Below are 24,326 nucleotides of genomic sequence, written 5' to 3'. Positions count from 1 at the left end.
GCCCGCTCTCAGCTCAGCCCCGCCGCGCGGGCCCGCTCCACCGCCGGACCGATCGCCTTCGCCACCGCCTCGACATCCGCCTCGGTGGAGGTGTGCCCCAGGGAGAACCGGAGGGTCCCCCGGGCGAGGTCGGGATCGACCCCCGTGGCCAGCAGCACATGGCTGGGCTGCGCCACCCCGGCCGTGCAGGCGGACCCGGTGGAGCACTCGATGCCCTGGGCGTCGAGCAGCAGCAGCAGGGAGTCCCCCTCACAGCCGGGGAAAGTGAAGTGGGCGTTGGCCGGAAGCCGTCCGCCGGGCGCCGGGTCCCCGCCCAGGATCGCGTCGGGCACCGCCGCGCGCACGGCGTCGACCAGCTGGTCGCGCAGCGCCCCGATCTCCCGCGCGAACCACTCCCGCTCCGCCGCCGCGAGCCGTCCGGCGACGGCGAAGGAGGCGATGGCGGGCACATCCAGCGTCCCGGACCGCACATGCCGCTCCTGCCCCCCACCGTGCAGCACGGGTACGGGGCTGTACTCCCGGCCGAGCAGCAGCGCCCCGATCCCGTAGGGGCCGCCGATCTTGTGCCCGGAGACGGTCAGCGCGGCGAGCCCGGACGCCCCGAAGTCGACGGGCACCTGGCCGAACGCCTGCACCGCGTCGGAGTGCAGCGGCACCCCGAACTCGGCGGCGACCTCGGCGAGTTCCCGGACCGCCAGCACCGTACCGATCTCGTTGTTGGCCCACATCACCGTGGCGAGGGCCACGTCGTCGGGGTCGCGGGCCAGGGCCTCGCGCAGGGCGTCGGGAGAGACCCGGCCGTAGGAGTCGACGGGGAGGTACTCGACGGTGGCGCCCTCGTGCTCACCGAGCCAGTGCACCGCGTCCAGCACGGCGTGGTGCTCTACGGGGCTGGCCAGGACCCGGGTGCGGGCCGGGTCGGCGGCGCGGCGGGCCCAGTACAGGCCCTTCACGGCGAGGTTGTCGGCCTCGGTGCCGCCCGAGGTGAAGACGACCTCGCTGGGACGGGCGCCGAGCGCCTCGGCGAGGGTCTCCCGGGCTTCCTCGACCGTGCGCCGGGCGGCGCGGCCGGACGCGTGGAGGGAGGAGGCGTTGCCCGTGATGCCCAGCTGGGCGGTGAGTGCCTCGGCCGCCTCCGGAAGCATCGGAGTCGTCGCGGCGTGGTCGAGATAAGCCATGGTGTGCCGATTCTACGGCGACCGGGCGGGCTCCTCGTCTGCGGGGACGGACGTTCCGGAAACTCCGGGACCGGACAGTTCCGCCGATCCTCGGATCGGGCTTGGCCGTCCCGGCAAACCCCTGTTGACTGCACGGCATGAGTCACACCCTCGGTGCCCGCCAGGCCCAGAAGCAGCGGACCCGCCAGGCCCTGCTGGACGCGGCGCTGGAACTGCTCGCCGAGCAGAGCCTGAGCAGCCTGGGCCTACGGGAGGTCACCCGGGCCGCCGGTGTCGCCCCGACCGCCTTCTACCGGCACTTCCGCTCCACCGCCGACCTCGGGGTCGCCCTGGTCGACGAGGCGCTCGACAGTCTGCGCCCGCTGGTGCGGGCGACGGTCGCGAACGCCGGCAGCAGCGAGGAACGGATCGTCGGGGCCATGGAGTTGATCACCTGTTACGTCCAGGAGCACCCCGCGCACGTCCGTTTCCTGGCCCGGGAGCAGCACGGCGGGGTCCGTCCGGTGCGGATGGCGATCCAGGCGCAGCTGGCCGGTTTCACCGAGGAGGTGAAGGACGAACTCGCCCTCGACCCGCTGTCCGAGGGCTGGAGCGAGGCCGATCTGCGGATGCTCGCGGGCCTCTACGTCGACCACATGCTGCTCACCGCCGCCCGGCTGCTGGAGGTCCTGGAGTCCGCCCCGGCGGAGCGCGACCACCTGATCCACACGGCCACGGACCAGCTCCGCCTGATCAGCCTGGGCCGCGCCCGGTGGCGCCCCTGACCCGCCGACGGACCCGGCGTCCGACCCCGCGCCGACCGACCCGGCGTCCGCCCTGCTGAGCGACCCGGCGTCCGGCTCGCAGACAGACCCGGCGTCCGGCCCACTGACCGACCCGCCGACCGCCCTGCCGTCCGACCGACGCACCGACCCGCCTACCGCCCCGCCGTCCGACCGACGCACCGACCCGCCTACCGCCCCGCCGTCCGACCGACGCACCGCCCCGCCGACCGCCCCCGCGTCCGCCCCGGTAGGCGACCCGCGCTCAGCCCGACCACACCCGCGCGAGCTGGCGCGACTGCGCCACCAGCCGGTCCGCGCTGTCCCAGACCTCCGCGTCCTCCTCCAGGAAGCCCCCGGCGAGATTGCGGGTGGTGATCGAGACGCGCAGCGGGCCGGGGGCCGGGCGGCAGCGGACATGGACGGTGAGTTCCACCGTCGGCACCCAGCCCTTGATACCCAGCTCGAACGCGGTCGGCGGCAGCGCGTCCACCGCCAGGAGCAGGGCGAACGGATCGGCGTCCCGGCCGTCGGCCAGACCGAGCCAGGCCCGCATCTCGCCCTTGCCGGACGGCTGGCCGAGCGCCCAGCCGAGGGTCGCGGGGTCGAGTTTGATCATCAGCCGGTCGGTGATCTCGGAGCTGCCGGGCAGCGGCGCCGGGGCGTCCTGGGGACCGAAGCACTGCTCCACCGGCGGCATCGCGGGCGGCTTCGCGGCGGTGCGGACGTCGTCGGGCAGCCCGCCCAGATCGCCGTACGAGGCCAGTACGCGGATGCGTTCCACCTCGCGGCCCTGGTCGTCGTACTGGAACAGGGACGCCTGGCCGGTGGAGAGGGTGCGGCCGGAGCGGACCACGTCGGTGCGGACCACGGCGGGGCCGGGCCGGGAGGCCGTCAGGTAGTGCGCGGAGACGGTGAACGGGTCGGGGTGCGGCAGCGCGTCCGCGAGGGCGCGGCCCAGGACGGCGAGCAGATAGCCGCCGTTGACGGCGTTGATGATCGTCCAGCCGGGCGAGAGGTCGATGTCGTAGACGCCCTCGGAGCGGCGGACCACCGCGGTGTCGCGGTCGAACTCGCTGTCGCCGATGGTCGCCTGGGATGCCTGAGCCATAGCGGTACGGTACATCAATCACATACTAAGCAGTAGCTTTGGCCGGGAATCATCTATGGCGCGCCATGCGCGGCGCGGCCTGCGGTACGCGGCTCACGCCCCCTCCCCCTCCCGGACCGTCGACCGGCGGTTCCACGCCCTCGGCGCCCGCCAGTGGTAGCGCATCGCCAGCAGCCGCAGCACGAACGCCGTGACCGCCGCCAGCCCGCTGGTCAGCGGGGTCAGCGCGTCGTAGCGGATGCAGACGACGACCATCAGGGCGCCGACGATCGCCGGGACGGCGTACAGATCGCGGTCCCAGCGCAGCAGGGAGGGGGTCTCGTTGGCCAGGACGTCCCGCAGGACACCGCCGCCCACGGCGGTCGCGAGGCCGAGCGCCGCCGCCGCGTGCAGCCCGAGTCCGTACTCGTACGCCTTGGTCGTGCCCGTGACGCAGAACAGGCCGAGACCGGCCGCGTCGAAGACGTTCACCCCGGACTGGATACGTTCCACCTGGGGGTGGAGGAAGATCACCAGCAGGGCGGCGAACAGCGGGGTGACGAAGTAGCCCACATCGGTGAAGGCGGCCGGGGGCACCGCGCCGATCACCAGGTCCCGGAAGAGTCCGCCGCCCAGCGCCGTGGCCTCGGCGAGCACGGCGATGCCGAAGACGTCGAAGTTCTTGCGGACCGCCAGCAGGGCGCCGGAGATCGCGAAGACGAAGATGCCGATCAGGTCGAGCGTGTGCTGGACGGAAGGGCTGAAGAACGGTTCGAGCACCCCGCCATTGTCACGCACCCTGGCATTCTCAGCCAGCGAGCGGCCCCCACCTTATGAAGCAAGGCAGGGGCCGGATGTCACGCTGGTTACTTCTGCTCAGCCTCCGGTGAAGCCTGGGACTCTTCGGCGACTGCCTTCGCGGGGGTCCCGGCCTCCTCCGCGGCAGGCTCCGCCGGGGTCCCGGACTCTTCGGCGACCACCGCCGCCGGAGCCTCGGACTCCTCCGCGACCGCCTCCCCCGCAGCCCCGGACTCTTCGGCGACCGCCTCCCCCGCAGCCCCGGACTCCTCCGCGACCGTCTCCGCAGAAGTCCCGGACCCTTCCGCGACCGCCGCCTCCGCAGAAGTCCCGGTCTCTTCCGCGACCGCCTCCCCCGCAGCCCCCGACTCCCCCGCGACCGCCTTCGCCACCGCCGCGCTGGTCTCCGCCGACTCCGCCAGGACCTCGTCGGCGACCAGTTCGGCCGCCTCCTTGGCCACCGTCAGCAGCACGGTGTCCTGCGGGGCCTGGTCCTCGAAGTTCTCCGGGTGGTGGCACGCCACCTGCTGGCCGGGCCGCAGCTCGATCAGCGGCGGCTCCTGCGTCTTGCAGATCTCCGTCGCCTTCCAGCACCGGGTGTGGAAGCGGCAGCCGCTCGGCGGGGAGATCGGCGAGGGGACGTCCCCGCGCAGCAGGATGCGCTCGCTGCGGGCGGACTTGCGCGACGGGTCCGGGATCGGCACCGCCGACATCAGGGCCTTGGTGTACGGGTGCATCGGCGTCTTGTAGAGCAGGTCCCGGTCGGCCAGCTCCACGATCTTGCCGAGGTACATCACCGCGATCCGGTCCGAGACATGCCGGACGACGGAGAGGTCGTGCGCGATGATCACATAGGTCAGGCCCAGCTCGGTCTGGAGGTCGTCCAGCAGATTGACCACCTGCGCCTGGATCGACACGTCCAGCGCGGAGACCGGCTCGTCGGCCACCACCAGCTTGGGGTTCAGGGCCAGCGCGCGGGCGATGCCGATGCGCTGGCGCTGACCGCCGGAGAATTCGTGCGGGTAGCGGTTGTAGTGCTCGGGGTTGAGCCCGACCACCGACAGCAGCCGCTGCACCTCCTGCTTGATCCCGCCCTCGGGGGTGACGCCCTGGAGCCGGAAGGGGGCGCCGATGATCGTCCCGATGGTGTGGCGCGGGTTCAGCGAGGAGTACGGGTCCTGGAAGATCATCTGGACATCGCGGCGCAGCGGACGCATCCCGCTCACCCCGAGATGGGTGATGTCCCGGCCCTCGAACTCCACGGTCCCGGCAGTCGGCTCCAGCAGCCGGGTGATCAGCCGGCCCATGGTCGACTTGCCGCAGCCGGACTCGCCGACCACACCGAGGGTCTCCCCGGCGCGCACCTCGAAGTCCAGCCCGTCGACCGCGCGGACCGCGCCGACCTGCCGCTTGAGCAGGCCCTTGCGGATCGGGAAGTGCTTCTGGAGCCCGCTCACCCGCAGCAGGACCTCGCCGGGAGCGGGGTCCGCGGCGAGAGTGGCGGTGCCCTGACTCTGGCCCTGCCTCTGGCCCTGACTCTGCGCGGGGATGCTCACCGCGTCGCCCTGGCCCTCTTGGGTGCCCTGTCCGTTGTCACTCACAGCTTCGGCGCAATCTCTTCGGTCCAGATCCGCTCGCGCTGCTCCGGGGACAGATGGCAGGCGGCCCAGTGCCGGCTGCCGACCTCGGCCAGTTCCGGGCGGACCGTACGGGTCACATTGTCCTTGGGGACGTCGGCGTACGGACAGCGCGGGTTGAAGGCGCAGCCGGACGGGAGGTTGATCAGGGAGGGCGGGGAGCCCTTGACGGGCACCAGCCGTTCCTGCTGGTCGCGGTCGAGCCGGGGCATCGAGCCGAGCAGTCCCCAGGTGTAGGGGTGGCGGGGCTCGTAGAACACCTTCTCGGCCGGGCCGCGCTCCACGCACCGGCCGCCGTACATCACCAGCAGATCATCGGCCAGCTCGGCGACGACCCCCAGGTCGTGGGTGATGATGATGACCGCCGAGCCGAACTCCGTCTGGAGATCGCGGATCAGGTCCAGGATCTGCGCCTGGACGGTGACGTCCAGCGCGGTCGTCGGCTCGTCCGCGATCAGCAGCTCGGGGTTGTTGACCAGCGACATCGCGATCATCGCGCGCTGGCGCATCCCGCCGGAGAACTCGTGCGAGTAGTTGTCGACACGCTTGTCGGGCTGCGGGATGCCGACCCGGTCGAGCATCTCGATCGCCCGCCTGCGGGCGGTCTTCTTGTCGACGTCGTGGTGGATGCGGTACGCCTCCACGATCTGCTGGCCGATCGTGTAATACGGGTGCAGCGCGGACAGCGGGTCCTGGAAGATCATCGCCATCTCACGGCCGCGCATCCGGCGGACCTGGTCGGCCGGGGCCGACAGCAGCTCGGTGCCGTGCAGCCAGATCTCGCCGGAGATCCGCGCCTTGCGCTTGCCGTACTGCCCGGCCGTGTGCAGGCCCATGATGCCGAGGCTGGTCACGGACTTGCCGGAGCCGGACTCGCCGACGATGCCGAGGGTCTTGCCCTTCTCCAGCTGGAAGCTGAGCCCGTCGACGGACTTGACCAGGCCGTCGTCGGTCGGGAAGTGCACCTTCAGGTCGCGCACGTCCAGGAAGGCGGTCGGCGCCTTGGCGGCGACGGGTTCGCCCACCGCCGCTCCGGTCTTGCTCAGGTCGGTCATGCGAGCCTCACTCGGGGGTCGATCACGGCGTACAGGACGTCCACCACGAGGTTGGCGAGCAGCACCGCGAGCGAGGTGATCAGGGTGACACCGAGGATGACGGGCAGGTCCTGGTTCTTGATCGCCGACAGCACCGCCTGGCCGAGGCCGGGGAGGCTGAAGGTGGTCTCGGTCAGGATCGCGCCGCCCATCAGGGCTCCGATGTCCATGCCCAGCATGGTCAGGATGGGCGTCATGGTGGAGCGCATGGCGTGCTTGCGGATGACGACCGTCTCCCGCAGGCCCTTGGCGCGGGCGGTGCGGATGTAGTCCTCGCCGAGGATCTCCATCATGGTGGCCCGGGTGATCCGGGCGTACATGGCGGCGTAAAGGAACGCCAGGGTGATCCACGGCAGGATCATCCCGCCGAGCCAGCCGGAGAAGCTCTCCTCCAGCGGTACGTACTGGGCGTCGATCCAGCCCAGTCCGTAGGAGAAGATCGCGAGGCTGAGCAGACCGGTGAAGTAGATCGGCAGGGAGACACCGGCGAGCGCGACGACCATCGCGCCCCGGTCCCACAGGGTGCCCCGCTTGAGGGCGGAGATCACACCGGCGGTGACGCCGATCAGCAGCCACAGCACCGCCGCGCCGAGCGCCAGGCCCAGGGTCACCGGGAAGCGGTCGGTGAGCACCGGCCAGATGGCCTGCTCGCTGCGGAAGGAGTAGCCGAAGCAGGGCGCCGAGCAGTGGGTGACATCGCCGCCCGCCGCGTAGGTGCGGCCGGTGAAGATGCCCTTGAAGAACTCCCAGACCTGGACGTAGATGGGCTCGCTCAGGCCCAGCTTGGTCCGCACGGCCTCGACCGCGGCGGGGTCGGCCTGCTTGCCCACGAAGCTCGTGGCGATGTCCACGCCCGCCCACTTGGGGACGAGGAAGAAGATGCTGAAGACGACGACGATGACGACGACCAGCATCACGACGGCGGCGAACAGCCGCCTGATGAGATAAGTGAGCACAGCGCTCGGCCCGCGGCGCGGAGCGCGGACCACCGGAGGTTGTCCGGTGGTCCGCGGTCAGGCCACGCCGGCCTTCACCTGCCTTTCGTGCCGTACGGCGGGTGTACCGGTTACTCCGCGGCGGCGGACGACTTCAGACCGAGGTTCACGAAGTCGTACATGCCGCTGTAGCCGTCGGAGGTGTAGACGTTGGCCAGCCGGTCCGAGCGCCAGTTGATGAACTTCTCGAAGACGAAGGGCAGGTAGTAGCCGCCCTCCATCACCGCGTGGTTGATCTCCTTGGCGATCTCGGTCTTGCCCGCGTCGTCGAGGGTGTTGACGTAGTCGTCGAAGAGGCCGTCGATGGCCTTGTCGTCGATCAGCGCGTAGTTGTTGTTACCGCTGTCGAGGATGTAGCTGCTGTCCCACAGCGGCAGACCGAAGCCCTGCACGGACGGGAAGTCCGGGCCCCAGCCCATGATGATGATGCCGTAGCCCTTCTTCTCCACGTTGGAGGGGCTGCCGATGATGCCGGCCGTCTGCGAGCCGTCGTACTGGTCGATCTCGGCGTCGATGCCGATCTTCTTCAGGGACGCCTGGAGCGACTCGGCGGTGGCCACCTCGACCGGCTTGTTGTTGCGGACCGCGATGGTGGTCTTGAAGCCGTTGGGCTGGCCGCACTCGGCGAGCAGCTTCTTGGCCTCGTCGACATTGCCGCTCTTGTTGTCGGTGGCCAGCTTGTACGGGTCGTACGCCTGGCCCTCGGAGCCCGGCACCGACGGCGGGAGCATGTTGGTGCCGATGTCACCACCGGCGATGGGGCCGCCGCGGGCGTTCTGGAGGGAGACGTGGTCGGCGCCGTAGATCACGGCCTTGCGGCACGCCTCGTTGTCGAACGGCTTGACGCTCTGCGGGAAGACCGCGTAGCGGATGTAGCCGGAGACCGGGTTGTCCAGGTTGGCCTTGTGCTCCTTCAGGGCGGTGGTGCGGCCCTGCGGGGACATGCCGGTCTGGTTCAGGTCCAGGTCGAAGTCGCCGTTGATCAGACGGGCGTCCATGTCATTGGCGTTGGTGAAGAAGTTCACCGTGATCTTGTCCGGGTACGCCTTGCGCACCGGGTCGGACGCCTGGTCCCAGTTGGTGTTGCGGGTCAGCGTCAGCGACTTGCCGGGCTCGTACGACTCGAACTTGTACGGGCCGGAGGAGAACGGCTTCAGGCCGTACTTGGACTTGGTGTCCATGTCCTGGCGGACCGGGGACGCCGAGGTCAGCGCGAGCATCTCCTCGAAGTCCGAGTTGGCCTTCGGCAGCTTGAAGACGATGGTCTTGTCGTCCGGCGTCTCGATCGCCTTCAGGCCCAGCTTGTCGGCGGCCTTGTCCTTGTAGGGGCCCGGGTACTCGCCCTCGGGGTCCAGGACGTCCTTGAGGTAGACCGGCCCGCCCGCGAGCACGTCCTGCGCCCACTGACGCTCGATGCCGTACTTCACGTCCTTGGACGTGATCGGCTTGCCGTCCTCCCAGGTGACGCCGTCACGCAGGGTGTACGTGTAGGTCTTGCCGTCGTCGCTGACCTCGGCGACCGCGGTGGCGAGGTCCGGGGTGATCTCCGCGCCGGGCTTGCCGGGCTCCGTCTTGTTCGTGACGAGCTGACGGGCGTAGTAGCGGGAGAAGTTCCACATGAAGCCGTAGTAGCCGCGGGTGGTGTCCCACGAGTCGGCGTCCTGGGCCGCGGCGAACTTCAGCGTGCCGCCCTTCTTGACCTGCTCGGCCTGGGCGACCTTGTTGTTGGCCGCGTCGAAGCCGGCCGCGCCGTTCTTCGAACCGCCGCCATCGTTGTCGTCGTTGCCACCGCCGCCGCCGCACGCCGCCGTGGCCAGCAGCGCGGCGACCACCGCGGCAGCGGCCATGGCCTGCTTGCGCCGCCCTGAGGTGCGTTGGGAAGTCACGATCTCGGTCCTCCGGATTTGATGAGAGACCCCGTGCAGAGCCACGGGTCGCTTGGGGGGTACGGCGGGTTCAGCGGGAGCCCTTGGGGTCGAGCGCGTCCCGCACGCCGTCGCCGAAGAGGTTGAACGCCAGAACCGTGATGAAGATGGCCACGCCCGGGATCACCATGTACATGGGGTCCGAGTCGTAGTAGTCGATGGCGCTGGAGAGCATCTGCCCCCAGGAGGCGGTGGGCGGCTTGACGCCCACGCCCAGGAAGCTGAGCGCCGCCTCGGTGAGGATGTTGGTGGGGATCATCATCGTCGTGTACACGATGACCGGGGCGACGAGGTTGGGCAGCAGTTCCTTGAACAGGATGTAGAAGCGCCCGGCGCCCAGCGATCGGGCGGCCTCGACGTACTCCCGTTCGCGCAGGGAGAGCGTCTGGCCGCGCACCACGCGTCCGATGTAGGGCCAGCCGAAGAAGCCGATGACCAGGATCATCACGAAGAGCCGGACGCCGGTGCCGGTCAGGCCCAGCATCTCGTTCGGCATCACGGAGACCAGGGCGATGATGAACAGCAGCTGCGGGAAGGCGAGCAGACCGTCCATCACCCGGCTGATCACCGAGTCGACCCAGCCGCCGAAGAAGCCGGCCAGGATGCCCAGCACGGTGCCGAGCACGACGGCGACCAGGGCGGACAGAAAGCCGACGAGCAGCGAGATCTGGGCGCCGTAGACGATCCGGGCGAAGATGTCCCGGCCGTTGACCGGCTCGATGCCGAGCCAGTGGTCGCCGCTGATGCCGCCGAGGGAGCCGGTCGGGGTGCCGAACAGCGGGTCGATCAGGTCCTCGTGGTGGGACTCGGGGTCCTGTCCGGCGAGGCTGGTGATCACGGGGGCGAGCACGGCGACCAGGATGAGCAGGAGCACGAGGGCGCCGCCCGCGAGCGCGAGCTTGTCGCGCTTGAGCCGCTCCCAGGCGATCCGGCCCAGGGACCGGCCCTGTACGGCCTTCGCGCCGCTTGCTGCCGTCGCTTCCTCGGCCGCGCTCGGGGCAGCCTCGGTGGTCGGCTCGTGCAATGGTGCCGTCATCTGGCAGGGACCCCTCTCAACCGGCGGTAGCCGGCCCGCACTTGCCGCGGTGGCGGCGTGGTCAATCCGTTGTACTCAGGGGGCGAACACCCGGGCGACACCCCTGGAGCGGGAGTCTTCAACGCTTTGGCGATCTGTAGCCAGACTTGACGGTGAATGGATGCGCAAACGTGATGCTGTCCTGGGGGTTCCGTTATCCGGACAGTGGGTAGCGGCGGCCGGACAGGGCCAAAGTGCGACAACAGCGGCGAACTACCCCGATTCCCCCCTCTTCTACGCGCGGAGAGGAGCGTCGGGTCCACTCAGCGGGACATGATCGTCCGCGGAATGGGCAGCCGTCCGACGGGGCGGGAACGGGCGTGGGACAGGGGGTGGAAGTGGCCGCGGGTGGCGACCGGTCAGTAGCTCCCGGGCGGCGGGTAGCCGTAGCTCCCGCCGGGGGCCCGCGCCGGGGCGGGCGGCACCGGGGCGTGCGCCTCGCGGTCGTAGAACGGCCGGGCGTTGGCCCGCATCCACATCGCGACCGGGCAGTACTCGTCCGACATCACCACCGTGGACACCGGCAGCCCGTCCGGGCAGGCGCCGATCGACTGATGCATCATCGCCCGCACCGCGTCCACGGCGGTCGGCGAGGTGTCGTACACCTCCAGCCCGATGGCGAGATACGGCGCTCCGAGCGCCGGCTGTACCCAGGCCCGGCGCAGTGAGCGCAGCGCCTGGGTGCGGTGGGCGTTCTGCGCGAGCAGCGCGTAGAACTGGGGGACCTCGACGGCGGGCTCGGTCAGCCGCAGCGGTCCGGCGGGCTGGCGGTCCAGGCCGGTGGCGATCCGCCGCAGATCGAGCCAGGGCACACCGACGCCGCCGCCGGGGGCGTGCGGGTTGAGCCAGAGGCCGTAGTGGTCGGGGTAGAGGGTGCGGGCCACGTCGAGGGCGTCGACCACCTCGTAGGAGCGGTTCCAGCCGCTGGCCGACAGCTCCTGCGCGGAGGTCACGCACGGGGCGTACGCGTGGCCCTCGACCTCCATGTTCCCGTACTGGGCGTCGGGGGAGCCGGACTGGCCGTGCCACAGCAGCATCCAGATCTGGCCCGCGGCGGGGGTGGCCAGGGCGTGCAGCAGGGCCTCGTAGGTGTCGTACCGTCCCGGCGTCACCTGTCGCAGGGTGTGCTCGACCTGGCCGGCTGCGGCGGTGCCGCTCGCGCTCACTGTCTTCCCCGCCCCTTCGTGGCCTGCTTGCAACGCCCTTTTTTCGACCGCGACACTAGCTTACGTGCGCCCCGCGATCCGGGGTCCGCTGCGGCGGCGCGGGCCGGGTCACGGGCCCTGGGTGTAGAACGGCCGGACCTGGTCCCGCAGCCAGGTGGCCACCGGGTCCTGGGCCACGTCCAGCAGCACCAGGTTCACCGGCCAGCGCGGCGGCGCGGCGGTGAACGCCCGCTCCAGCGCGGCCAGCGGCTGCGCCCTGATGTCGCCCTCCCACCCGGCGAGTTCGACGCCGATGAACAGCACCGGTTCGTCGGTCTCGATCGCGGCCAGACAGCGGCGGGCGCTCACCACCACACCGAGCGCGCCGAACTCGGCGGACGCTGCGGCGAGGAAGTCCACCGGGTCGTCCTGCCAGTCCGGCTCGAACAGCCGCACCCGGCCACCGCCCGCCGGTCCGTCCAGCGCGGTACGGCCCGCCCGGCACAGCTCGGCCACCGCGGGCGGCGGCAGCGGAATCCCCACCGTCCCACCCGGGTTGAGCACGATCCCGGCCTGCGGCGGCAGCCCCCGCGCGAACTCGACGGCGGGCGCGATGGTGTACGACATGTGCGGCCCGGTGGCCTGGCGGAGCTGTTCCTCGGAGCTGAACACCGGGACGTAGACCTGGCCGTCGATCTCGGTGGTGGGCAGGTCCAGGGGGCCGCTGTGCGGACCGCCGCCGTTGGGCAGCGGCACCCACAGGAAGCTCCGGCCCAGCACCTCGACGATCCGCGGTCCGGCCGACGGGACCCCCAGGGAGGCGGAGAGCACCTCCTCCAGCTCATTGCCGGGCCAGCCACCGTGCGGGTGGGGGTGCGCCCCCACCGGAAACTCCGCGGGAAGGTCCGCCGGGAAGTCCATCTGCCTACCGCCTACCGCCTGCCGAAAACCACGTACCACTCGCTCTGACCGGCAAGGCTATCGGTACCCGGGTCCTGCCGTCCGGTGCGTCCATGTCCCCCGGAGCCGCCAGCCCCTTACCGTCCGGTGTGCCCATGCCCCCGGGGCCGCCAGGCGTCCGGTACACCATGCCTCCCGGAGCCCCGGCCCCGAGAAAGGCGGGACGCCCGCCCGAGTGCGGCGGCGCGCGTGGTCACGCCCCCGGCGGGCGGCACCGCGTGCGTCCGGCGCCCCGGACCGGCCGGAACGCCAGAGCACTCCCGCGCTCGCCGCCCAGGCCCGGAGCCCGCCGGGCCCTCCCGCCGAGCCACCCCCGACCCCGGCTCTGGGGGCGGGCCCCCGAACCCGGCGCTGGGGGCGGGCCCCCGAACCTGGCTCTACCCCGTGAAGCCGATCCGGCGGAGGCGGTTCGCCGCGTCGCGGTCCAGGAGGACCGCCGAGCCGCAGCCGTGGGGCAGGCGGCCCTTCTGGACGCGGCGCAGGAGCCGCGCCGCGACCCCGCGGTGGCGGCGGAAGGCGTAGCGGGAGACGCCCCGGCCGCGCTCGCGCTGGCCCTGGAGGGCCTGTTCCGGGGTGACGTCGAGGAGCAGGATGTGCAGCCGGCCGCCGCGGCGCCGGGCCTCGCGGGCCAGCCAGGCCCGCACCCATGCCTGGGTCCCGCAGTCGTGCACGACGACCCCCTCGCCGGAGCGCAGGGCGCGGCGCAGCCCGGCGTAGTGGGCGATCCGGACGAAGGGGCGGTAGACGGTGTAGGGGATCAGGCCCGGGGTGCGCTGGTCCCAGCGGTCCCGGGTGTCCTGTGAGTCGATGCGGGCGGATTTCACCGTGCGCCGCATCAGGGTGGACTTGCCGCTGCCGGGCAGACCGGTGACCACGACCAGGTCACGGGGGCCGAAGAGCAGGGCGTGGGGGCTGCGGCCGGCCCGGTCGCGCAGATCGCGGACCACCGGGGCGGCCAGTGGGGGGCAGGTCTCGCGGGCCGGCGCGGCCGGCTGTCCGGGCAGTGCGGCGCCCGTGCCGGTCGCGTACGCCGTGGTCCTGTTCACCGTGATCGTCCTCCCCTGGGGCGGTTCACGAGGTCCCCTCCCCGTCGAGTGTAAAGAGAAGGTAATTCGCGGTGTCTCGTCATTCCGTTCGCATCGCGCAACAAGCCTGCTACAGAGAGCTTTCGATCTCCGTGCCCACACTGCGTGCCCATGGAGCACGGCCCCCCAAACCTGCCCCGCCGCCAGGAAGCCTCCCCCTGCCGTGCCGGGCGGATGCGTGCAATGATGGCCGCGCCTAACTGCATACCGGCCGCTTGAATCCGCGCGGGAGAGTCCCCGGTCACCACCGGGGCGCCGAAGGAGCAAGTCCCTCCCTTGAATCTCTCAGGCCCCGTACCGCGCGGGCGAGGCACATCTGAAAAGCGGGCCGCTGCCGCAGTGGCTCCACCCAAGGTGCAAGCCTGACCCGTCCGTGGTCATGGCGAACCTCTCAGGTTCCGATGACAGATGGGGAGGACCCGCCTCGCCGTCATGCTTGCCGTCATGCCTTGGGAGATCCACCGATGAGCAGTGCCGCACCCCGTCGTACCGCGCTCGATGCCCTGCATCGCTCGCTGGGCGCGACCATGACCGACTTCGCTGGCTGGGACATGCCCCTGCGCTACGCCTCCGAGCGGGACGAGCATGTCGCCGTCCGGACCCGGGCGGGGCTGTTCGACCTGTCCCACATGGGGGAGATCACCGTCACCGGCCCGCAGGCCGCCGCACTGCTGAACTACGCCCTGGTCGGCAATATCGCCGCCGTCGGGGTCGGCCGCGCCCGCTACACCATGATCTGCCAGGAGGACGGCGGCATCCTGGACGACCTGATCGTGTACCGGCTCGCGGAGACCGAGTACACCGAGTACATGGTCGTCGCCAACGCCTCCAACGCCCAGACCGTGCTGGACGCGCTCACCGCGCGGGCATCCGGTTTCGACGCCGAGGTGCGGGACGACCGGGACGCCTACGCGCTGCTCGCCGTCCAGGGCCCGGAGTCCCCCGGCATCCTGAAGTCGCTGACCGACGCCGATCTGGACGGGCTGAAGTACTACGCCGGGCTCCCCGGCACGGTCGCGGGCGTCCCCGCGCTGATCGCCCGGACCGGCTACACCGGCGAGGACGGCTTCGAGCTGTTCGTGCGGCCGGAGCACGCGGTGGCGCTGTGGGAGGCGCTGACCGAGGCCGGGGCGCCGGTCGGTCTGGTGCCGTGCGGGCTGTCCTGCCGGGACACCCTGCGCCTGGAGGCGGGTATGCCGCTGTACGGGCATGAGCTGACCGCCGCCCTCACCCCGTTCGACGCCGGGCTCGGCCCGGTCGTGAAGTTCGAGAAGGACGGCGACTTCGTCGGGCGCGAGGCCCTGGCGGAGGCGGCGAAGCGGGCCGAGTCCGAGCCGCCGCGGGTCCTGGTCGGGCTGATCGCCGAGGGCCGCCGGGTGCCGCGCGCCGGATATCCGGTGGTCGCGGACGGCACGGTGATCGGCGAGGTCACCTCCGGCGCCCCCTCCCCCACCCTGGGCAAGCCGCTGGCCATGGCGTACGTGGACGCCGCGCACGCCGCGCCGGGCACGGCCGGGGTCGGGGTCGACATCCGCGGCAGCCAGGAGCCGTACGAGGTCGTCGCGCTGCCGTTCTACAAGCGCCAGAAGTAGGTCCGCGGGCGTCCGACGCGGGCCGCCGGGCACGACGCGGGGCGCTGCGCACTGCCCCGCCGGAAGGCTTCGCGCCGGTCACCGGCGCCCTCCCCGCTCCCCCACCACCTCACCCGCCACACCCGTACAGGAGAATTCAGGCCATGAGCAACCCCCAGGAACTGCGTTACAGCAAGGAACACGAGTGGCTGTCGGCCACCGACGAGAACGGTGTGGCCACGGTCGGCATCACCGAGTTCGCCGCGAACGCCCTCGGCGATGTCGTCTACGCCCAGCTCCCGGAGGTCGGGACCGCCGTCACCGCCGGTGAGACCTGTGGCGAGCTGGAGTCCACCAAGTCGGTCTCCGACCTCTACTCCCCGGTCACCGGCGAGGTCACGGAGTTCAACCAGGACGTGGTGGACGACCCGGCGCTGGTGAATTCGGCCCCCTTCGAGGGCGGCTGGCTGTTCAAGGTCAGGATCACCGACGAGCCGGCCGAGCTGCTCTCCGCCGACGCGTACACCGCCTTTTCCGCCGGCTGAGGAGTCGTCCACCCCATGACCGCCGAGAACACCATGAACACCCCGCTGCACCAGCTCGACCCGGAGGTGGCCGCGGCCGTCGACGCCGAGCTGCGCCGCCAGCAGTCCACGCTGGAGATGATCGCCTCCGAGAACTTCGCGCCGGTCGCGGTGATGGAGGCGCAGGGCTCGGTGCTGACCAACAAGTACGCCGAGGGCTACCCCGGGCGCCGCTACTACGGCGGCTGTGAGCACGTCGACGTCACCGAGCGGCTGGCGATCGAGCGGGCCAAGGAGCTGTTCGGCGCCGAGTACGCCAATGTGCAGCCGCACTCGGGCGCCTCCGCCAACCAGGCCGCGCTGTTCGCCATCGCCCAGCCCGGGGACACGATCCTCGGCCTGGACCTGGCGCACGGCGGGCACCTCACGCACGGTATGCGGCTGAACTTCTCCGGCAAGCAGTTCCATGTGGTCGCGTACCACGTGGACGGGGCCGGTCTGGTCGACATGGCCGAGGTGGAGCGGCTGGCCAAGGAGCACCGCCCCAAGGTGATCATCGCGGGCTGGTCGGCGTACCCGCGCGAGCTGGACTTCGCGGCGTTCCGGCGGATCGCCGACGAGGTCGGGGCGTATCTGTGGGTCGACATGGCGCACTTCGCGGGGCTGGTCGCGGCGGGGCTGCACCCCAGCCCGGTGCCGCACGCCGATGTAGTGACCTCCACCACCCACAAGACCCTGGGCGGTCCGCGCGGCGGGCTCATCCTGGCCCGCTCGAAGGAGTTCGCGAAGAAGCTGAACTCCGCGGTCTTCCCCGGTTTCCAGGGCGGCCCGCTGGAGCATGTGATCGCGGCCAAGGCGGTCTCCTTCAAGGTGGCCGCGAGCGAGGAGTTCAAGGAGCGCCAGCGGCGTACCGTGGAGGGGGCGCGGCTGCTCGCCGAGCGGCTGACGGCGGACGACGCCCGCGCTGCCGGGGTGAGCGTGGCGACCGGCGGCACGGATGTGCATCTCGTCCTGGTCGATCTGCGGGACTCCGCGCTGGACGGCCAGCAGGCCGAGGACCGGCTCCACGAGGTCGGGATCACGGTCAACCGCAACGCCGTCCCGAACGACCCGCGTCCGCCGATGGTGACCTCCGGGCTGCGTATCGGCACCCCGGCGCTGGCCTCCCGCGGTTTCGCCGCGGAGGACTTCGCCGAGGTCGCGGATGTGATCGCCGAGACGCTGAAGCCGTCGTACGACGCCGGGGCGCTGAGGGCCCGGGTCACCGCGCTGGCCGAGAAGCACCCGCTGTACCCCACGCTGAACCCGTAAACCCGCACGTCACGTAGTTCACCGGTGGGGGCACCCGAGGATGTGTGCCCCCGCCCGGTCAGGAGGATGTCCCGTGGCCATCTCGGTCTTCGACCTGTTCTCGGTCGGCATCGGCCCGTCCAGCTCGCACACGGTCGGCCCGATGCGGGCGGCCGGGCTGTTCGCCCGGCGGCTGCGCAACGAGGCGCTGCTGCCGTCCGTCGCCTCGGTCCGCTGCGAGCTGTACGGCTCGCTGGGCGCGACCGGCCATGGCCACGGCACCCCGAAGGCGGTGCTGCTCGGTCTGGAGGGCGATTCACCGCGCTCGGTGGACGTGGAGAAGGCGGACGACCGGGTGGCGGAGATCAAGGCCACCGGTCGGCTGAGTCTGCTGGGCGAGCGGGAGATCCCGTTCGCCTTCGACACGGATCTGAAGCTGCACCGCCGCAAGGCGCTCCCCTACCACGCCAACGGCATGACCCTGTGGGCGTACGGGGCGGACGGGTCGGAGCTGCTGTCGAAGACGTACTACTCGGTCGGCGGCGGATTCGTGGTCGACGAGGAGGCGGTGGGCGCGGACCGGATCAAGCTGGACGACACGGTCCTGAAGCACCCCTTCCGCACCGGCGACGAGCTGCTCCGCCTGACCCGCGAGACGGGCCTGTCGATCTCCTCACTCATGCTGGAGAACGAGCGGGCGTGGCGCGGTGAGGCGGAGATCCGTGCGGGCCTGCTGGACATCTGGGGCGTGATGCGGGCGTGTGTCTCGCGCGGCCTGTCCCGGGAGGGCATCCTGCCGGGCGGTCTGAAGGTGCGCCGCCGGGCCGCGACGACCGCCCGCAAGCTCCGCTCGGAGGGCGACCCGAAGGCCCTGGCGATGGAGTGGATCACGCTCTACGCGATGGCCGTGAACGAGGAGAACGCGGCGGGCGGCCGGGTGGTGACCGCCCCCACCAACGGGGCCGCGGGGATCATCCCGGCGGTGCTGCACTACTACCTCGACTTCGTGCCGGGCGCCGACGAGGACGGCGTGGTGCGCTTCCTGCTGGCCGCGGGCGCGATCGGGATGCTGTTCAAGGAGAACGCCTCGATCTCCGGCGCCGAGGTCGGCTGCCAGGGCGAGGTCGGCTCGGCCTGCTCGATGGCGGCGGGCGCGCTGGCGGAGGTGCTCGGCGGCTCGCCGGAGCAGGTGGAGAACGCGGCGGAGATCGGCATGGAGCACAACCTCGGCCTGACCTGCGACCCGGTCGGCGGCCTGGTCCAGATCCCGTGCATCGAACGCAACGGCATGGCCGCGGTGAAGGCGGTCACGGCGGCCCGGATGGCGATGCGCGGCGACGGCAGCCACAAGGTGTCCCTGGACAAGGTCATCAAGACCATGAAGGACACCGGCGCGGACATGTCGGTGAAGTACAAGGAGACGGCGCGCGGTGGGCTCGCGGTGAACATCATCGAGTGCTGACACGCGCCCGCGTCAGCGCCGCCGTTCGTGGGCAGGGGCCCTACGGCAATGTCCGTACCTCATGTCCGCGTTCTCGCGGTTCCTCGACTCCCCTCCCCCCACGCACACTTCTGGGAGCCTCCTTGCTCAACGGCATCGACGTCAGCGCCTATCAGTCGTCGGCCTATGACACCGACGGGCTGTCCTTCGTCTTCATCAAGGCGACGGAGGGCCGTGGCTACACCAATCCGAAACTCGCCGACCAGACCAAACGCGGCCGTGACGCGGGGCTGGTCGTCGGCTTCTACCACTTCCTTTGGCCGGGCAACCTCACCGACCAGGCCGAGTACTTCGTCTCCAAGGCGCCCGACAAACCGGGGGACATCCTCGCCGTCGACTGGGAGACCACCGGTGACGGCACCCACGCCTCCAACGACGAGAAGGACACCTTCCTCAAGAAGGTGAAGTCCCTGCGCCCGGACCACCGGGTGCTGCTGTACTGCAACCGGAACTTCTGGCTGACGGTCGACACCACGTCCTACGCGGGCGACGGTCTGTGGATCGCGGACTATGTGACGGCGGGCTCGCCCCGTATCCAGGCGAAGTGGCGCTTCCATCAGTACACGGACACCCCGCTGGACAAGAACGTCGCCGATTTCGGCTCGAAGTCCGCGTTGCAGGACTGGGCCGGGGGCGCCTGAACCGGCCGAAGGAGCGCAACCTCATGGGAAAGGGCCTCCTGGGAGGCCCTTTCCTGTGGGTCGCATACCCGGGTCGCGTACCCGGGTCACATGCCCGGGATCACTTGTCCAGGTGCGCCCAGAACTCGTCGAACGACAGCAGCTTGTCGCCGTTGAGGTCACGGCTCGCGATGATCGCCTCGGCCACCGCCTCGGTGACGTTCCAGTCGCCCCCCTGCGCGAGAGCGGTCTTGAACTCCGCCGCGGTGATGTGTCCGTCACCGTCGGTGTCGATCCGCTCGAACTCCTTGCGCGCCGCCTCGATGTCCGCCACCGGTCCGCCCCTTCATCGTGTCTGTGCAGGTGTACGAGGGTCAGATTATCCGGCCGCCCGGTGGCGCACGGCGGCGACCACCCAGGCGAAGTCCTCACGGTGGGCGGCGTCCGGTCCACCGCCCTTCACCCGGGACACCAGTTCCCGGTAGCGGGCCACCCGGTCGTCGGCCATCGCCTCCAGCCGCTCCCGTACGGCCCGCCAGTCGACGTCGGTGCCGGGACCGGTGTCCGTGCCGGTGTCCGTGCCGTCGGCCAGCAGGTCGTGGAGGATCTCCGCCGCCCTCGGCGACTCGGGGGCCACGCTCTGCTCCCGGGCGCGGGCGCCGAGGTGCACCAGGCGGCGGGCGAACGTCAGCGACGCCCCGTCGGGGATCTCCCGGCCCTGTGCGCTGTACCGGGCGACCTGGCGCATCCGCGTCCGGAACCCGGGTTCCTGGAGCAGTTCGGCCAGTTCCACCCAGGCGTCCACCTGCTCCGGGGTCGGCTCGTCCGGCAGATCCACGGCCATGGTCCGCATCCGCTCCCGGACCACCGGGTCGGCGGTGTCCAGGCCGTGGAACATCTCCGTGACGAACTCCTCCAGAATGCGGCCCCGTTCGGTGGCCGACAGCCGTGCCAGTCTGTTCATCAGGGTCGTCTCCTCGGTACTCGATCCGCGTCGGGCGACGGCCGACAGCACGGCCCGGGTGACCCGCAGGGTCCGGATGCGCGCGTCCAGCGCCGCCACATGGGCCGCCGCCACCTCCGCGACGGTGGTGTCACCGGCCAGCACCCGCCGTACGTCCGGAAGACCGAGGCCCAGTTCGCGCAGGGTGCCGATCAGTTCGAGCCGGGCCACGCACGCGGCGTCGTAGAGCCGGTAGCCGCCCGGGGAGCGGGCCACCGGGGTCAGGACGCCCTCGTCGGACCAGTAGCGGATGGTGCGCACGGACCGTCCGGTGGCGTGGGCGAGCGCGCCGATGGTGAGGAGTCCGGTGCCGGTGTCGGTCATGTGTGTGAGTGTGGTCCTTCCAGCGGGTGGAGACTCAAGAGGAGGAGCGGGGACATGGCGGGGGACGGGCTGCGGGAGATCGTGGCGGCGGTCGGGCGGGGGGTGTTTCCTGCGGCGGACGGGGCCACCGTCGTCGTGCCCCAGGACGGTCCGCGCGACGCCGGGGTCCTCGCGTTCACGGCGCACTCGGTGGTCTTCACGGACGAGGACCCCGCCTGGGTGTACGCGACGCTGGCGGCGACGCCCGCCGATCCGCTGGCGGCGGCCCTGCATCCGTACTTCCTGGGCGCGCTGCTGGCCCGGACCGGGCGGCTGACCGGCACGATCGATGTGCTGTGCGTGGCCGGTCCGCTGCCGGGGGCGGCCGGTGCGGGGCTCCGGGAGACGCGTGATCCCGGGCATCCCCGGGTGACCGAGGCGCTGCGGCGGCGGGACGGGGTGCGGGTGTGGACGGTGGACGGCGGGGTGCTGGTGCTGGGCCGGGGGGTCGGCGGGCGGCTGGAGGTCGCGGTGGAGGTGGCCGAGGGGGCGCCGCGGGGGCTGGGGCGGCGGCTGGTGACGGCGGCGCGCGGGCTGTCGGGCGGTGAGCCGGTGTGGGCGCAGATCTCGCCGGGGAACGCGCGCAGTCTGCGGGCGTTCCTGGCGGCCGGTTACCGTCCGGTGGGCTCGGAGGCGCTGTTCACGACGGGGTGAGGGCGGCGGCCCTGTGGACGACGCTCGTGGGGTCGCTCTGCTGCCCGGCGGGCGCGCGGCGCCCTACGCCTTGCCCAACTCCCGTATCTGGTAAGGGACTTGCCCGATCAGCGGTCGGCGACGCGCATTTCGAACCAGGTCGTCTTGCCGCGCGGCAGCAGGTCCACGCCCCAGCGGTCGGCGAGTTTGTCGACCAGGAACAGGCCCCGGCCGCTGATGTCGAGTTCCTGGACCGGCATCAGACAGGGCAGGCCCCGGGAGGGGTCGCGGATCTCGACCCTGATCCAGCCCCGGCGGCGGCGCATCCGCAGTCCGAAGACCCGGGCGCCGGTGTGCCGTACGGCGTTGCCGACGAGTTCGGAGACCAGCAGGACGGCGTCCTCGGTGAGCTTGGGCGAGCAGCCCCATTCCCGCAGGGCGACGACCTGGGCGAGGCGGCGGGCGGTGGCGGCGGACTCGGGGCGGGAGGGGAGGGCGACCTCGGCCTCCGTGGGGTTGCCGAACAACTCCAGCGCCTTCAGCGCCCGTTCGTCCTCGACCGCGGGCGACCAGCGCGCCGCGGTCGCACGGCTGTGTCCCCGCGGCTGTTCGATGCCGTCCAGCCCCGCCATGGACCCATCATGGCCGCCCGGTAGGGCGCACGGGGCCGTTCCGGGGGAATACGCCCCCCGGAACCAACCGTTCCGATCCATGCTTTCGGCATATGCCGTGGGCAGTTCGGACCCTGGCGCAGCCCGCCCCACCTGCGGAGACGGCTCGGAGGATGGCAACAAGCGGTCTCCCTCGACATGGCAGGCTTAAGGCTGGCTTAAGGCTGCCATAAACCGCCCCTTCGAGGGACCCCGAATGAGACATCGCGTCAATTGCAAGCCCTGGAGGACGGGTTCACCCGATCCTTCAGAGGAATTTTGCCTTGCCGGGGCCGTCCTCCACGAAGCTGCGCATACCGCGCTGCCGGTCCTCGGTGGCGAACAGGCCGGCGAACCAGGAGCGCTCCACCGCGAGCCCGGTCTCGATGTCGGTCTCCAGCCCGGTGTCCACCGACTCCTTCGCCGCGCGCAGCGCCAGCGCCGGGCCCTTGGCGAGCCGGGCGGCCCAGGCGTGTGCCTGCTCATAGACCTCGGCGGCCGGGACGACCCGGTCCACCAGGCCCAGGGTGAGCGCCTCGTCGGCCCGGACCTGACGGCCCGTGAAGATCAGGTCCTTCGCCTTGGACGGGCCGATCAGCCGGGCGAGGCGCTGGGTGCCGCCCGCGCCCGGGATGAGTCCGAGCAGGATCTCGGGCTGACCGAGCTTGGCGTTCTCCCCGGCGATCCGGTAGTCGGCGCACAGGGCCAGCTCGCAGCCGCCGCCCAGGGCGTACCCGGTCACGGCGGCGACCACCGGCTTGGGGATACGGGCCACCGCGGTGAACGAGTCCTGGAGGGCGCGGGAGCGCAGGACCATCGCGGTGTGGTCCATGGCCTCCATCTCCTTGATGTCCGCTCCGGCCGCGAACACCTTCTCGCCGCCGTAGAGCACCACCGCGCGGACGTCCTCGCGGGCGGTGGCCTCCTCGGCGAGTTCCTTGAGCCGGTCCTGGGTGGCGGTGTCCAGCGCGTTCATCGGCGGACGGTCGAGGCGGATCGTGCCGACGCCTTCGGCGACTTCGAGAGTGACGGTCATGGCAGCAGGTTAACGGCGCCTAACGTCCCGGACCCGGTGCGGTGAGTCACACCGCACCGGGTCTCGGAACGCACGGTTCTCAGGCCGTCCAGTCCGCCCAGGACATGTTCCAGCCGTTGAGGCCGTTGCCGGGGGCGATGACCTCGTCGTCGGACTTCTTCACCACGACCACGTCACCGATCAGCGAGTTCTCGAAGAACCAGGCGCCCGGCGCCTTCTCGTCCCAGGCGCCCTTGACGTCCCGCAGGCCGATACAGCCATGGCTGACGTTGCGGTTGCCGAAGGCGTCGCCGCCCCAGTAGTTGCCGTGGATGAAGGTGCCCGAGTCGCTGAGCTTCATGGCGTGCGGGACGTCCGGGATGTCGTACTCGCCGTCGTAGCCGACCGTGGCGCCGTCCATCCGGGTCTCGACGTGCTTCTCGGTGATGACCATCTGGCCGTTCCAGGTCTCGTAGCCGGGGGCGCCGGTGGTGACCGGGAGGGTCCTGAGGTGCTTGCCGTCCCGCTCGACCCGCATGGTGAGCTTCTTGGCGTCGACCACGGAGACCTGGCTGCGGCCGATGGTGAAGTCGACGGTCTTGGCCTGCTCGCCGTAGACGCCGGGGCGGCCCTCCACGCCGTCGAGGCCGAGCCGGACGGAGACCTTGGTGCCGGGCTTCCAGTACTTCTCGGGGCGGAAGTCGATGCGGTCGTTGCCGAACCAGTGTCCCTGGACGTCCACGGCCGGTTCGGTGGTGATCTCGATGGCCTTCTCGACGGCGGCGGGGTCGGTGATGCCCCGGTCGAAGCGGATCGAGAACGGCATCCCGACGCCGACCGTGGAGCCGTCCTCCGGGGTGAACCGGCCGATGAACGTGGCCTTCGGGGTCAGGGTGGTGAAGCTGGACTCCCGGGTGGCGCTGCGGCCCTCGGCGTCCTTGGCGACCGCTTTCACCTGGTAGGTGGTCGAGGCGGCCAGATGGCGCGACGGCGTCCAGGAGGCGCCGTCCGCGGCCGTCTTCCCCTCGACCTCGGTCCCGTCGGCGTCCCGCACCACGACCTCGGTGAGCTTGCCCCCGGCGGCGGTGACCTTGAGTTCCCCGCTGGTGTCGACCGCCTTGGCACCGTTGCCGGGGGCGATCGTGACGACCGCCCGCGACTCCTTGCTCCGTGCCGCCGTGGAGTCCTTGCCGCCGCCCTTGCCCTCGTCGCTGCCCGCGCCCGAGTCCGAGCCGCCGCCGCAGGCGGTCACCGCCAGCAGCAGCACCCCCGCCGCCAGCGCCCCCGCCCGGCTCCGTGCCCGGCGTGTCCGGCTTGTCCGCCCGGCGCGCACCGCAACCGACGCCCCCGATATCGGTCCCGCTATCAAGTTCTTTCTCCCTCCCCCGGGCCCCCGGGGCCCCCGTGCAAGCA

General features: G+C 71.3%; 23 protein-coding genes and 1 riboswitch. Of the genes, 7 read left to right on the top strand and 16 right to left on the bottom strand.

Going from position 1 to position 24,326, the window contains the following annotated elements; all coding sequences use genetic code 11:
• Positions 1-8 precede the first annotated feature (8 nt).
• Entirely contained in the window at positions 9-1,178 is a 1,170-nt protein-coding gene (locus AB0D49_RS18865) for a cysteine desulfurase family protein (RefSeq protein ID WP_362758487.1), read from the bottom strand.
• A gap of 137 nt (positions 1,179-1,315) precedes the next feature.
• Here AB0D49_RS18865 and AB0D49_RS18860 point away from each other — a divergent pair, with 137 nt between their 5' ends.
• The gene (locus AB0D49_RS18860) at positions 1,316-1,942 is read left to right on the top strand and encodes a TetR family transcriptional regulator (protein ID WP_362758485.1); all 627 of its coding nucleotides are present in this window, start codon (positions 1,316-1,318) and stop codon (positions 1,940-1,942) included.
• A gap of 262 nt (positions 1,943-2,204) precedes the next feature.
• Here AB0D49_RS18860 and AB0D49_RS18855 read toward each other — a convergent pair whose 3' ends face one another.
• From AB0D49_RS18855 to AB0D49_RS18810, 10 genes are all read right to left on the bottom strand, one after another.
• The gene (locus AB0D49_RS18855) at positions 2,205-3,050 is read right to left on the bottom strand and encodes a thioesterase family protein (RefSeq protein ID WP_362758483.1); all 846 of its coding nucleotides are present in this window, start codon (positions 3,048-3,050) and stop codon (positions 2,205-2,207) included.
• A 93-nt stretch (positions 3,051-3,143) separates the two neighbouring features.
• Positions 3,144-3,809 (bottom strand): trimeric intracellular cation channel family protein, encoded by a 666-nt coding sequence (locus AB0D49_RS18850; RefSeq protein WP_362758896.1) that lies wholly within the window; start codon positions 3,807-3,809, stop codon positions 3,144-3,146.
• An 86-nt stretch (positions 3,810-3,895) separates the two neighbouring features.
• On the bottom strand, positions 3,896-5,383 hold the full coding sequence (locus AB0D49_RS18845; RefSeq protein WP_362758894.1) for a dipeptide ABC transporter ATP-binding protein: 1,488 nt from the start codon (positions 5,381-5,383) through the stop codon (positions 3,896-3,898).
• Positions 5,384-5,424: 41 nt separating this feature from the next.
• Complete coding sequence (locus AB0D49_RS18840) at positions 5,425-6,519, bottom strand: ABC transporter ATP-binding protein (RefSeq protein ID WP_362758481.1); 1,095 nt, start codon at positions 6,517-6,519, stop codon at positions 5,425-5,427.
• Entirely contained in the window at positions 6,516-7,514 is a 999-nt protein-coding gene (locus AB0D49_RS18835) for an ABC transporter permease (protein ID WP_362758479.1), read from the bottom strand. Before AB0D49_RS18835 ends, AB0D49_RS18840 begins: the two co-directional genes overlap by 4 nt.
• A gap of 110 nt (positions 7,515-7,624) precedes the next feature.
• Entirely contained in the window at positions 7,625-9,439 is a 1,815-nt protein-coding gene (locus tag AB0D49_RS18830; protein WP_362758477.1) for an ABC transporter substrate-binding protein, read from the bottom strand.
• A gap of 70 nt (positions 9,440-9,509) precedes the next feature.
• Positions 9,510-10,514 (bottom strand): ABC transporter permease, encoded by a 1,005-nt coding sequence (locus AB0D49_RS18825; RefSeq protein WP_362758475.1) that lies wholly within the window; start codon positions 10,512-10,514, stop codon positions 9,510-9,512.
• Positions 10,515-10,912: 398 nt separating this feature from the next.
• Positions 10,913-11,719 (bottom strand): enhanced serine sensitivity protein SseB C-terminal domain-containing protein, encoded by an 807-nt coding sequence (locus AB0D49_RS18820; protein ID WP_362758473.1) that lies wholly within the window; start codon positions 11,717-11,719, stop codon positions 10,913-10,915.
• A gap of 108 nt (positions 11,720-11,827) precedes the next feature.
• Positions 11,828-12,619 carry an enhanced serine sensitivity protein SseB gene (locus tag AB0D49_RS18815; RefSeq protein WP_362758472.1) on the bottom strand — a complete coding sequence of 264 codons (792 nt, stop codon included), beginning with the start codon at positions 12,617-12,619 and terminating at the stop codon, positions 11,828-11,830.
• Between the two features lie 416 nt (positions 12,620-13,035).
• Entirely contained in the window at positions 13,036-13,704 is a 669-nt protein-coding gene (locus tag AB0D49_RS18810) for an AAA family ATPase (protein ID WP_362758470.1), read from the bottom strand.
• A gap of 255 nt (positions 13,705-13,959) precedes the next feature.
• A riboswitch (glycine riboswitch) is annotated at positions 13,960-14,053 on the top strand.
• 154 nt (positions 14,054-14,207) lie between these two features.
• Here AB0D49_RS18810 and gcvT point away from each other — a divergent pair.
• The 5 genes from gcvT (at position 14,208) to AB0D49_RS18785 (ending at position 19,270) form a co-directional block, all read left to right on the top strand.
• Positions 14,208-15,335 carry a glycine cleavage system aminomethyltransferase GcvT gene (gcvT, locus tag AB0D49_RS18805; protein ID WP_362758468.1) on the top strand — a complete coding sequence of 376 codons (1,128 nt, stop codon included), beginning with the start codon at positions 14,208-14,210 and terminating at the stop codon, positions 15,333-15,335.
• Between the two features lie 143 nt (positions 15,336-15,478).
• Complete coding sequence (gcvH, locus tag AB0D49_RS18800; RefSeq protein ID WP_362758466.1) at positions 15,479-15,859, top strand: glycine cleavage system protein GcvH; 381 nt, start codon at positions 15,479-15,481, stop codon at positions 15,857-15,859.
• A gap of 15 nt (positions 15,860-15,874) precedes the next feature.
• Positions 15,875-17,149, top strand: coding sequence for a serine hydroxymethyltransferase (gene glyA, locus AB0D49_RS18795; protein WP_362758464.1), 1,275 nt, complete (start codon positions 15,875-15,877; stop codon positions 17,147-17,149).
• 73 nt (positions 17,150-17,222) lie between these two features.
• The gene (locus AB0D49_RS18790) at positions 17,223-18,590 is read left to right on the top strand and encodes an L-serine ammonia-lyase (RefSeq protein WP_362758462.1); all 1,368 of its coding nucleotides are present in this window, start codon (positions 17,223-17,225) and stop codon (positions 18,588-18,590) included.
• Between the two features lie 122 nt (positions 18,591-18,712).
• Positions 18,713-19,270, top strand: coding sequence for a glycoside hydrolase family 25 protein (locus tag AB0D49_RS18785; protein WP_362758460.1), 558 nt, complete (start codon positions 18,713-18,715; stop codon positions 19,268-19,270).
• Between the two features lie 100 nt (positions 19,271-19,370).
• On the opposite strand, the gene AB0D49_RS18780 is transcribed toward AB0D49_RS18785, so the two are convergent.
• Together AB0D49_RS18780 and AB0D49_RS18775 are read right to left on the bottom strand one after the other, a co-directional pair.
• Positions 19,371-19,583, bottom strand: coding sequence for an EF-hand domain-containing protein (locus AB0D49_RS18780; protein WP_362758456.1), 213 nt, complete (start codon positions 19,581-19,583; stop codon positions 19,371-19,373).
• Positions 19,584-19,628: 45 nt separating this feature from the next.
• Entirely contained in the window at positions 19,629-20,576 is a 948-nt protein-coding gene (locus AB0D49_RS18775; protein WP_362758454.1) for a MerR family transcriptional regulator, read from the bottom strand.
• Between the two features lie 54 nt (positions 20,577-20,630).
• On the opposite strand from AB0D49_RS18775, the gene AB0D49_RS18770 reads away from it, so the two are divergent.
• The gene (locus tag AB0D49_RS18770) at positions 20,631-21,269 is read left to right on the top strand and encodes a GNAT family N-acetyltransferase (protein ID WP_362758453.1); all 639 of its coding nucleotides are present in this window, start codon (positions 20,631-20,633) and stop codon (positions 21,267-21,269) included.
• A gap of 107 nt (positions 21,270-21,376) precedes the next feature.
• Here AB0D49_RS18770 and AB0D49_RS18765 read toward each other — a convergent pair whose 3' ends face one another.
• The 3 genes from AB0D49_RS18765 to AB0D49_RS18755 all read right to left on the bottom strand — a co-directional run bounded on the left by AB0D49_RS18765 (position 21,377) and on the right by AB0D49_RS18755 (position 24,177).
• Positions 21,377-21,880 carry an ATP-binding protein gene (locus tag AB0D49_RS18765; protein ID WP_362758451.1) on the bottom strand — a complete coding sequence of 168 codons (504 nt, stop codon included), beginning with the start codon at positions 21,878-21,880 and terminating at the stop codon, positions 21,377-21,379.
• A 286-nt stretch (positions 21,881-22,166) separates the two neighbouring features.
• Entirely contained in the window at positions 22,167-22,934 is a 768-nt protein-coding gene (locus AB0D49_RS18760; protein WP_362758449.1) for an enoyl-CoA hydratase-related protein, read from the bottom strand.
• 79 nt (positions 22,935-23,013) lie between these two features.
• Positions 23,014-24,177 (bottom strand): Ig-like domain-containing protein, encoded by a 1,164-nt coding sequence (locus AB0D49_RS18755; protein WP_362758892.1) that lies wholly within the window; start codon positions 24,175-24,177, stop codon positions 23,014-23,016.
• Between the last annotated feature and the right edge of the window lie 149 nt (positions 24,178-24,326).

This window comes from Streptomyces sp. NPDC048290 (assembly GCF_040652095.1).
Lineage (GTDB): Bacteria > Actinomycetota > Actinomycetes > Streptomycetales > Streptomycetaceae > Streptomyces.
The sequence above is the reverse complement of the archived record's forward strand: the minus strand, read 5'-3'. Positions and strand labels throughout refer to the sequence as shown.

What these genes read in the sequence shown, in the direction of transcription:
- AB0D49_RS18865 (WP_362758487.1), bottom strand. Translation starts at nt 1,178, where the DNA reads ATGGCTTATCTCGACCACGCCGCGACGACTCCGATGCTTCCGGAGGCG.
- AB0D49_RS18860 (WP_362758485.1), top strand. Translation starts at nt 1,316, where the DNA reads ATGAGTCACACCCTCGGTGCCCGCCAGGCCCAGAAGCAGCGGACCCGC.
- AB0D49_RS18855 (WP_362758483.1), bottom strand. Translation starts at nt 3,050, where the DNA reads ATGGCTCAGGCATCCCAGGCGACCATCGGCGACAGCGAGTTCGACCGC.
- AB0D49_RS18840 (WP_362758481.1), bottom strand. Translation starts at nt 6,519, where the DNA reads ATGACCGACCTGAGCAAGACCGGAGCGGCGGTGGGCGAACCCGTCGCC.
- AB0D49_RS18825 (WP_362758475.1), bottom strand. Translation starts at nt 10,514, where the DNA reads ATGACGGCACCATTGCACGAGCCGACCACCGAGGCTGCCCCGAGCGCG.
- AB0D49_RS18815 (WP_362758472.1), bottom strand. Translation starts at nt 12,619, where the DNA reads ATGGACTTCCCGGCGGACCTTCCCGCGGAGTTTCCGGTGGGGGCGCAC.
- gcvT (WP_362758468.1), top strand. Translation starts at nt 14,208, where the DNA reads ATGAGCAGTGCCGCACCCCGTCGTACCGCGCTCGATGCCCTGCATCGC.
- gcvH (WP_362758466.1), top strand. Translation starts at nt 15,479, where the DNA reads ATGAGCAACCCCCAGGAACTGCGTTACAGCAAGGAACACGAGTGGCTG.
- glyA (WP_362758464.1), top strand. Translation starts at nt 15,875, where the DNA reads ATGACCGCCGAGAACACCATGAACACCCCGCTGCACCAGCTCGACCCG.
- AB0D49_RS18775 (WP_362758454.1), bottom strand. Translation starts at nt 20,576, where the DNA reads ATGACCGACACCGGCACCGGACTCCTCACCATCGGCGCGCTCGCCCAC.
- AB0D49_RS18770 (WP_362758453.1), top strand. Translation starts at nt 20,631, where the DNA reads ATGGCGGGGGACGGGCTGCGGGAGATCGTGGCGGCGGTCGGGCGGGGG.
- AB0D49_RS18765 (WP_362758451.1), bottom strand. Translation starts at nt 21,880, where the DNA reads ATGGCGGGGCTGGACGGCATCGAACAGCCGCGGGGACACAGCCGTGCG.
- AB0D49_RS18760 (WP_362758449.1), bottom strand. Translation starts at nt 22,934, where the DNA reads ATGACCGTCACTCTCGAAGTCGCCGAAGGCGTCGGCACGATCCGCCTC.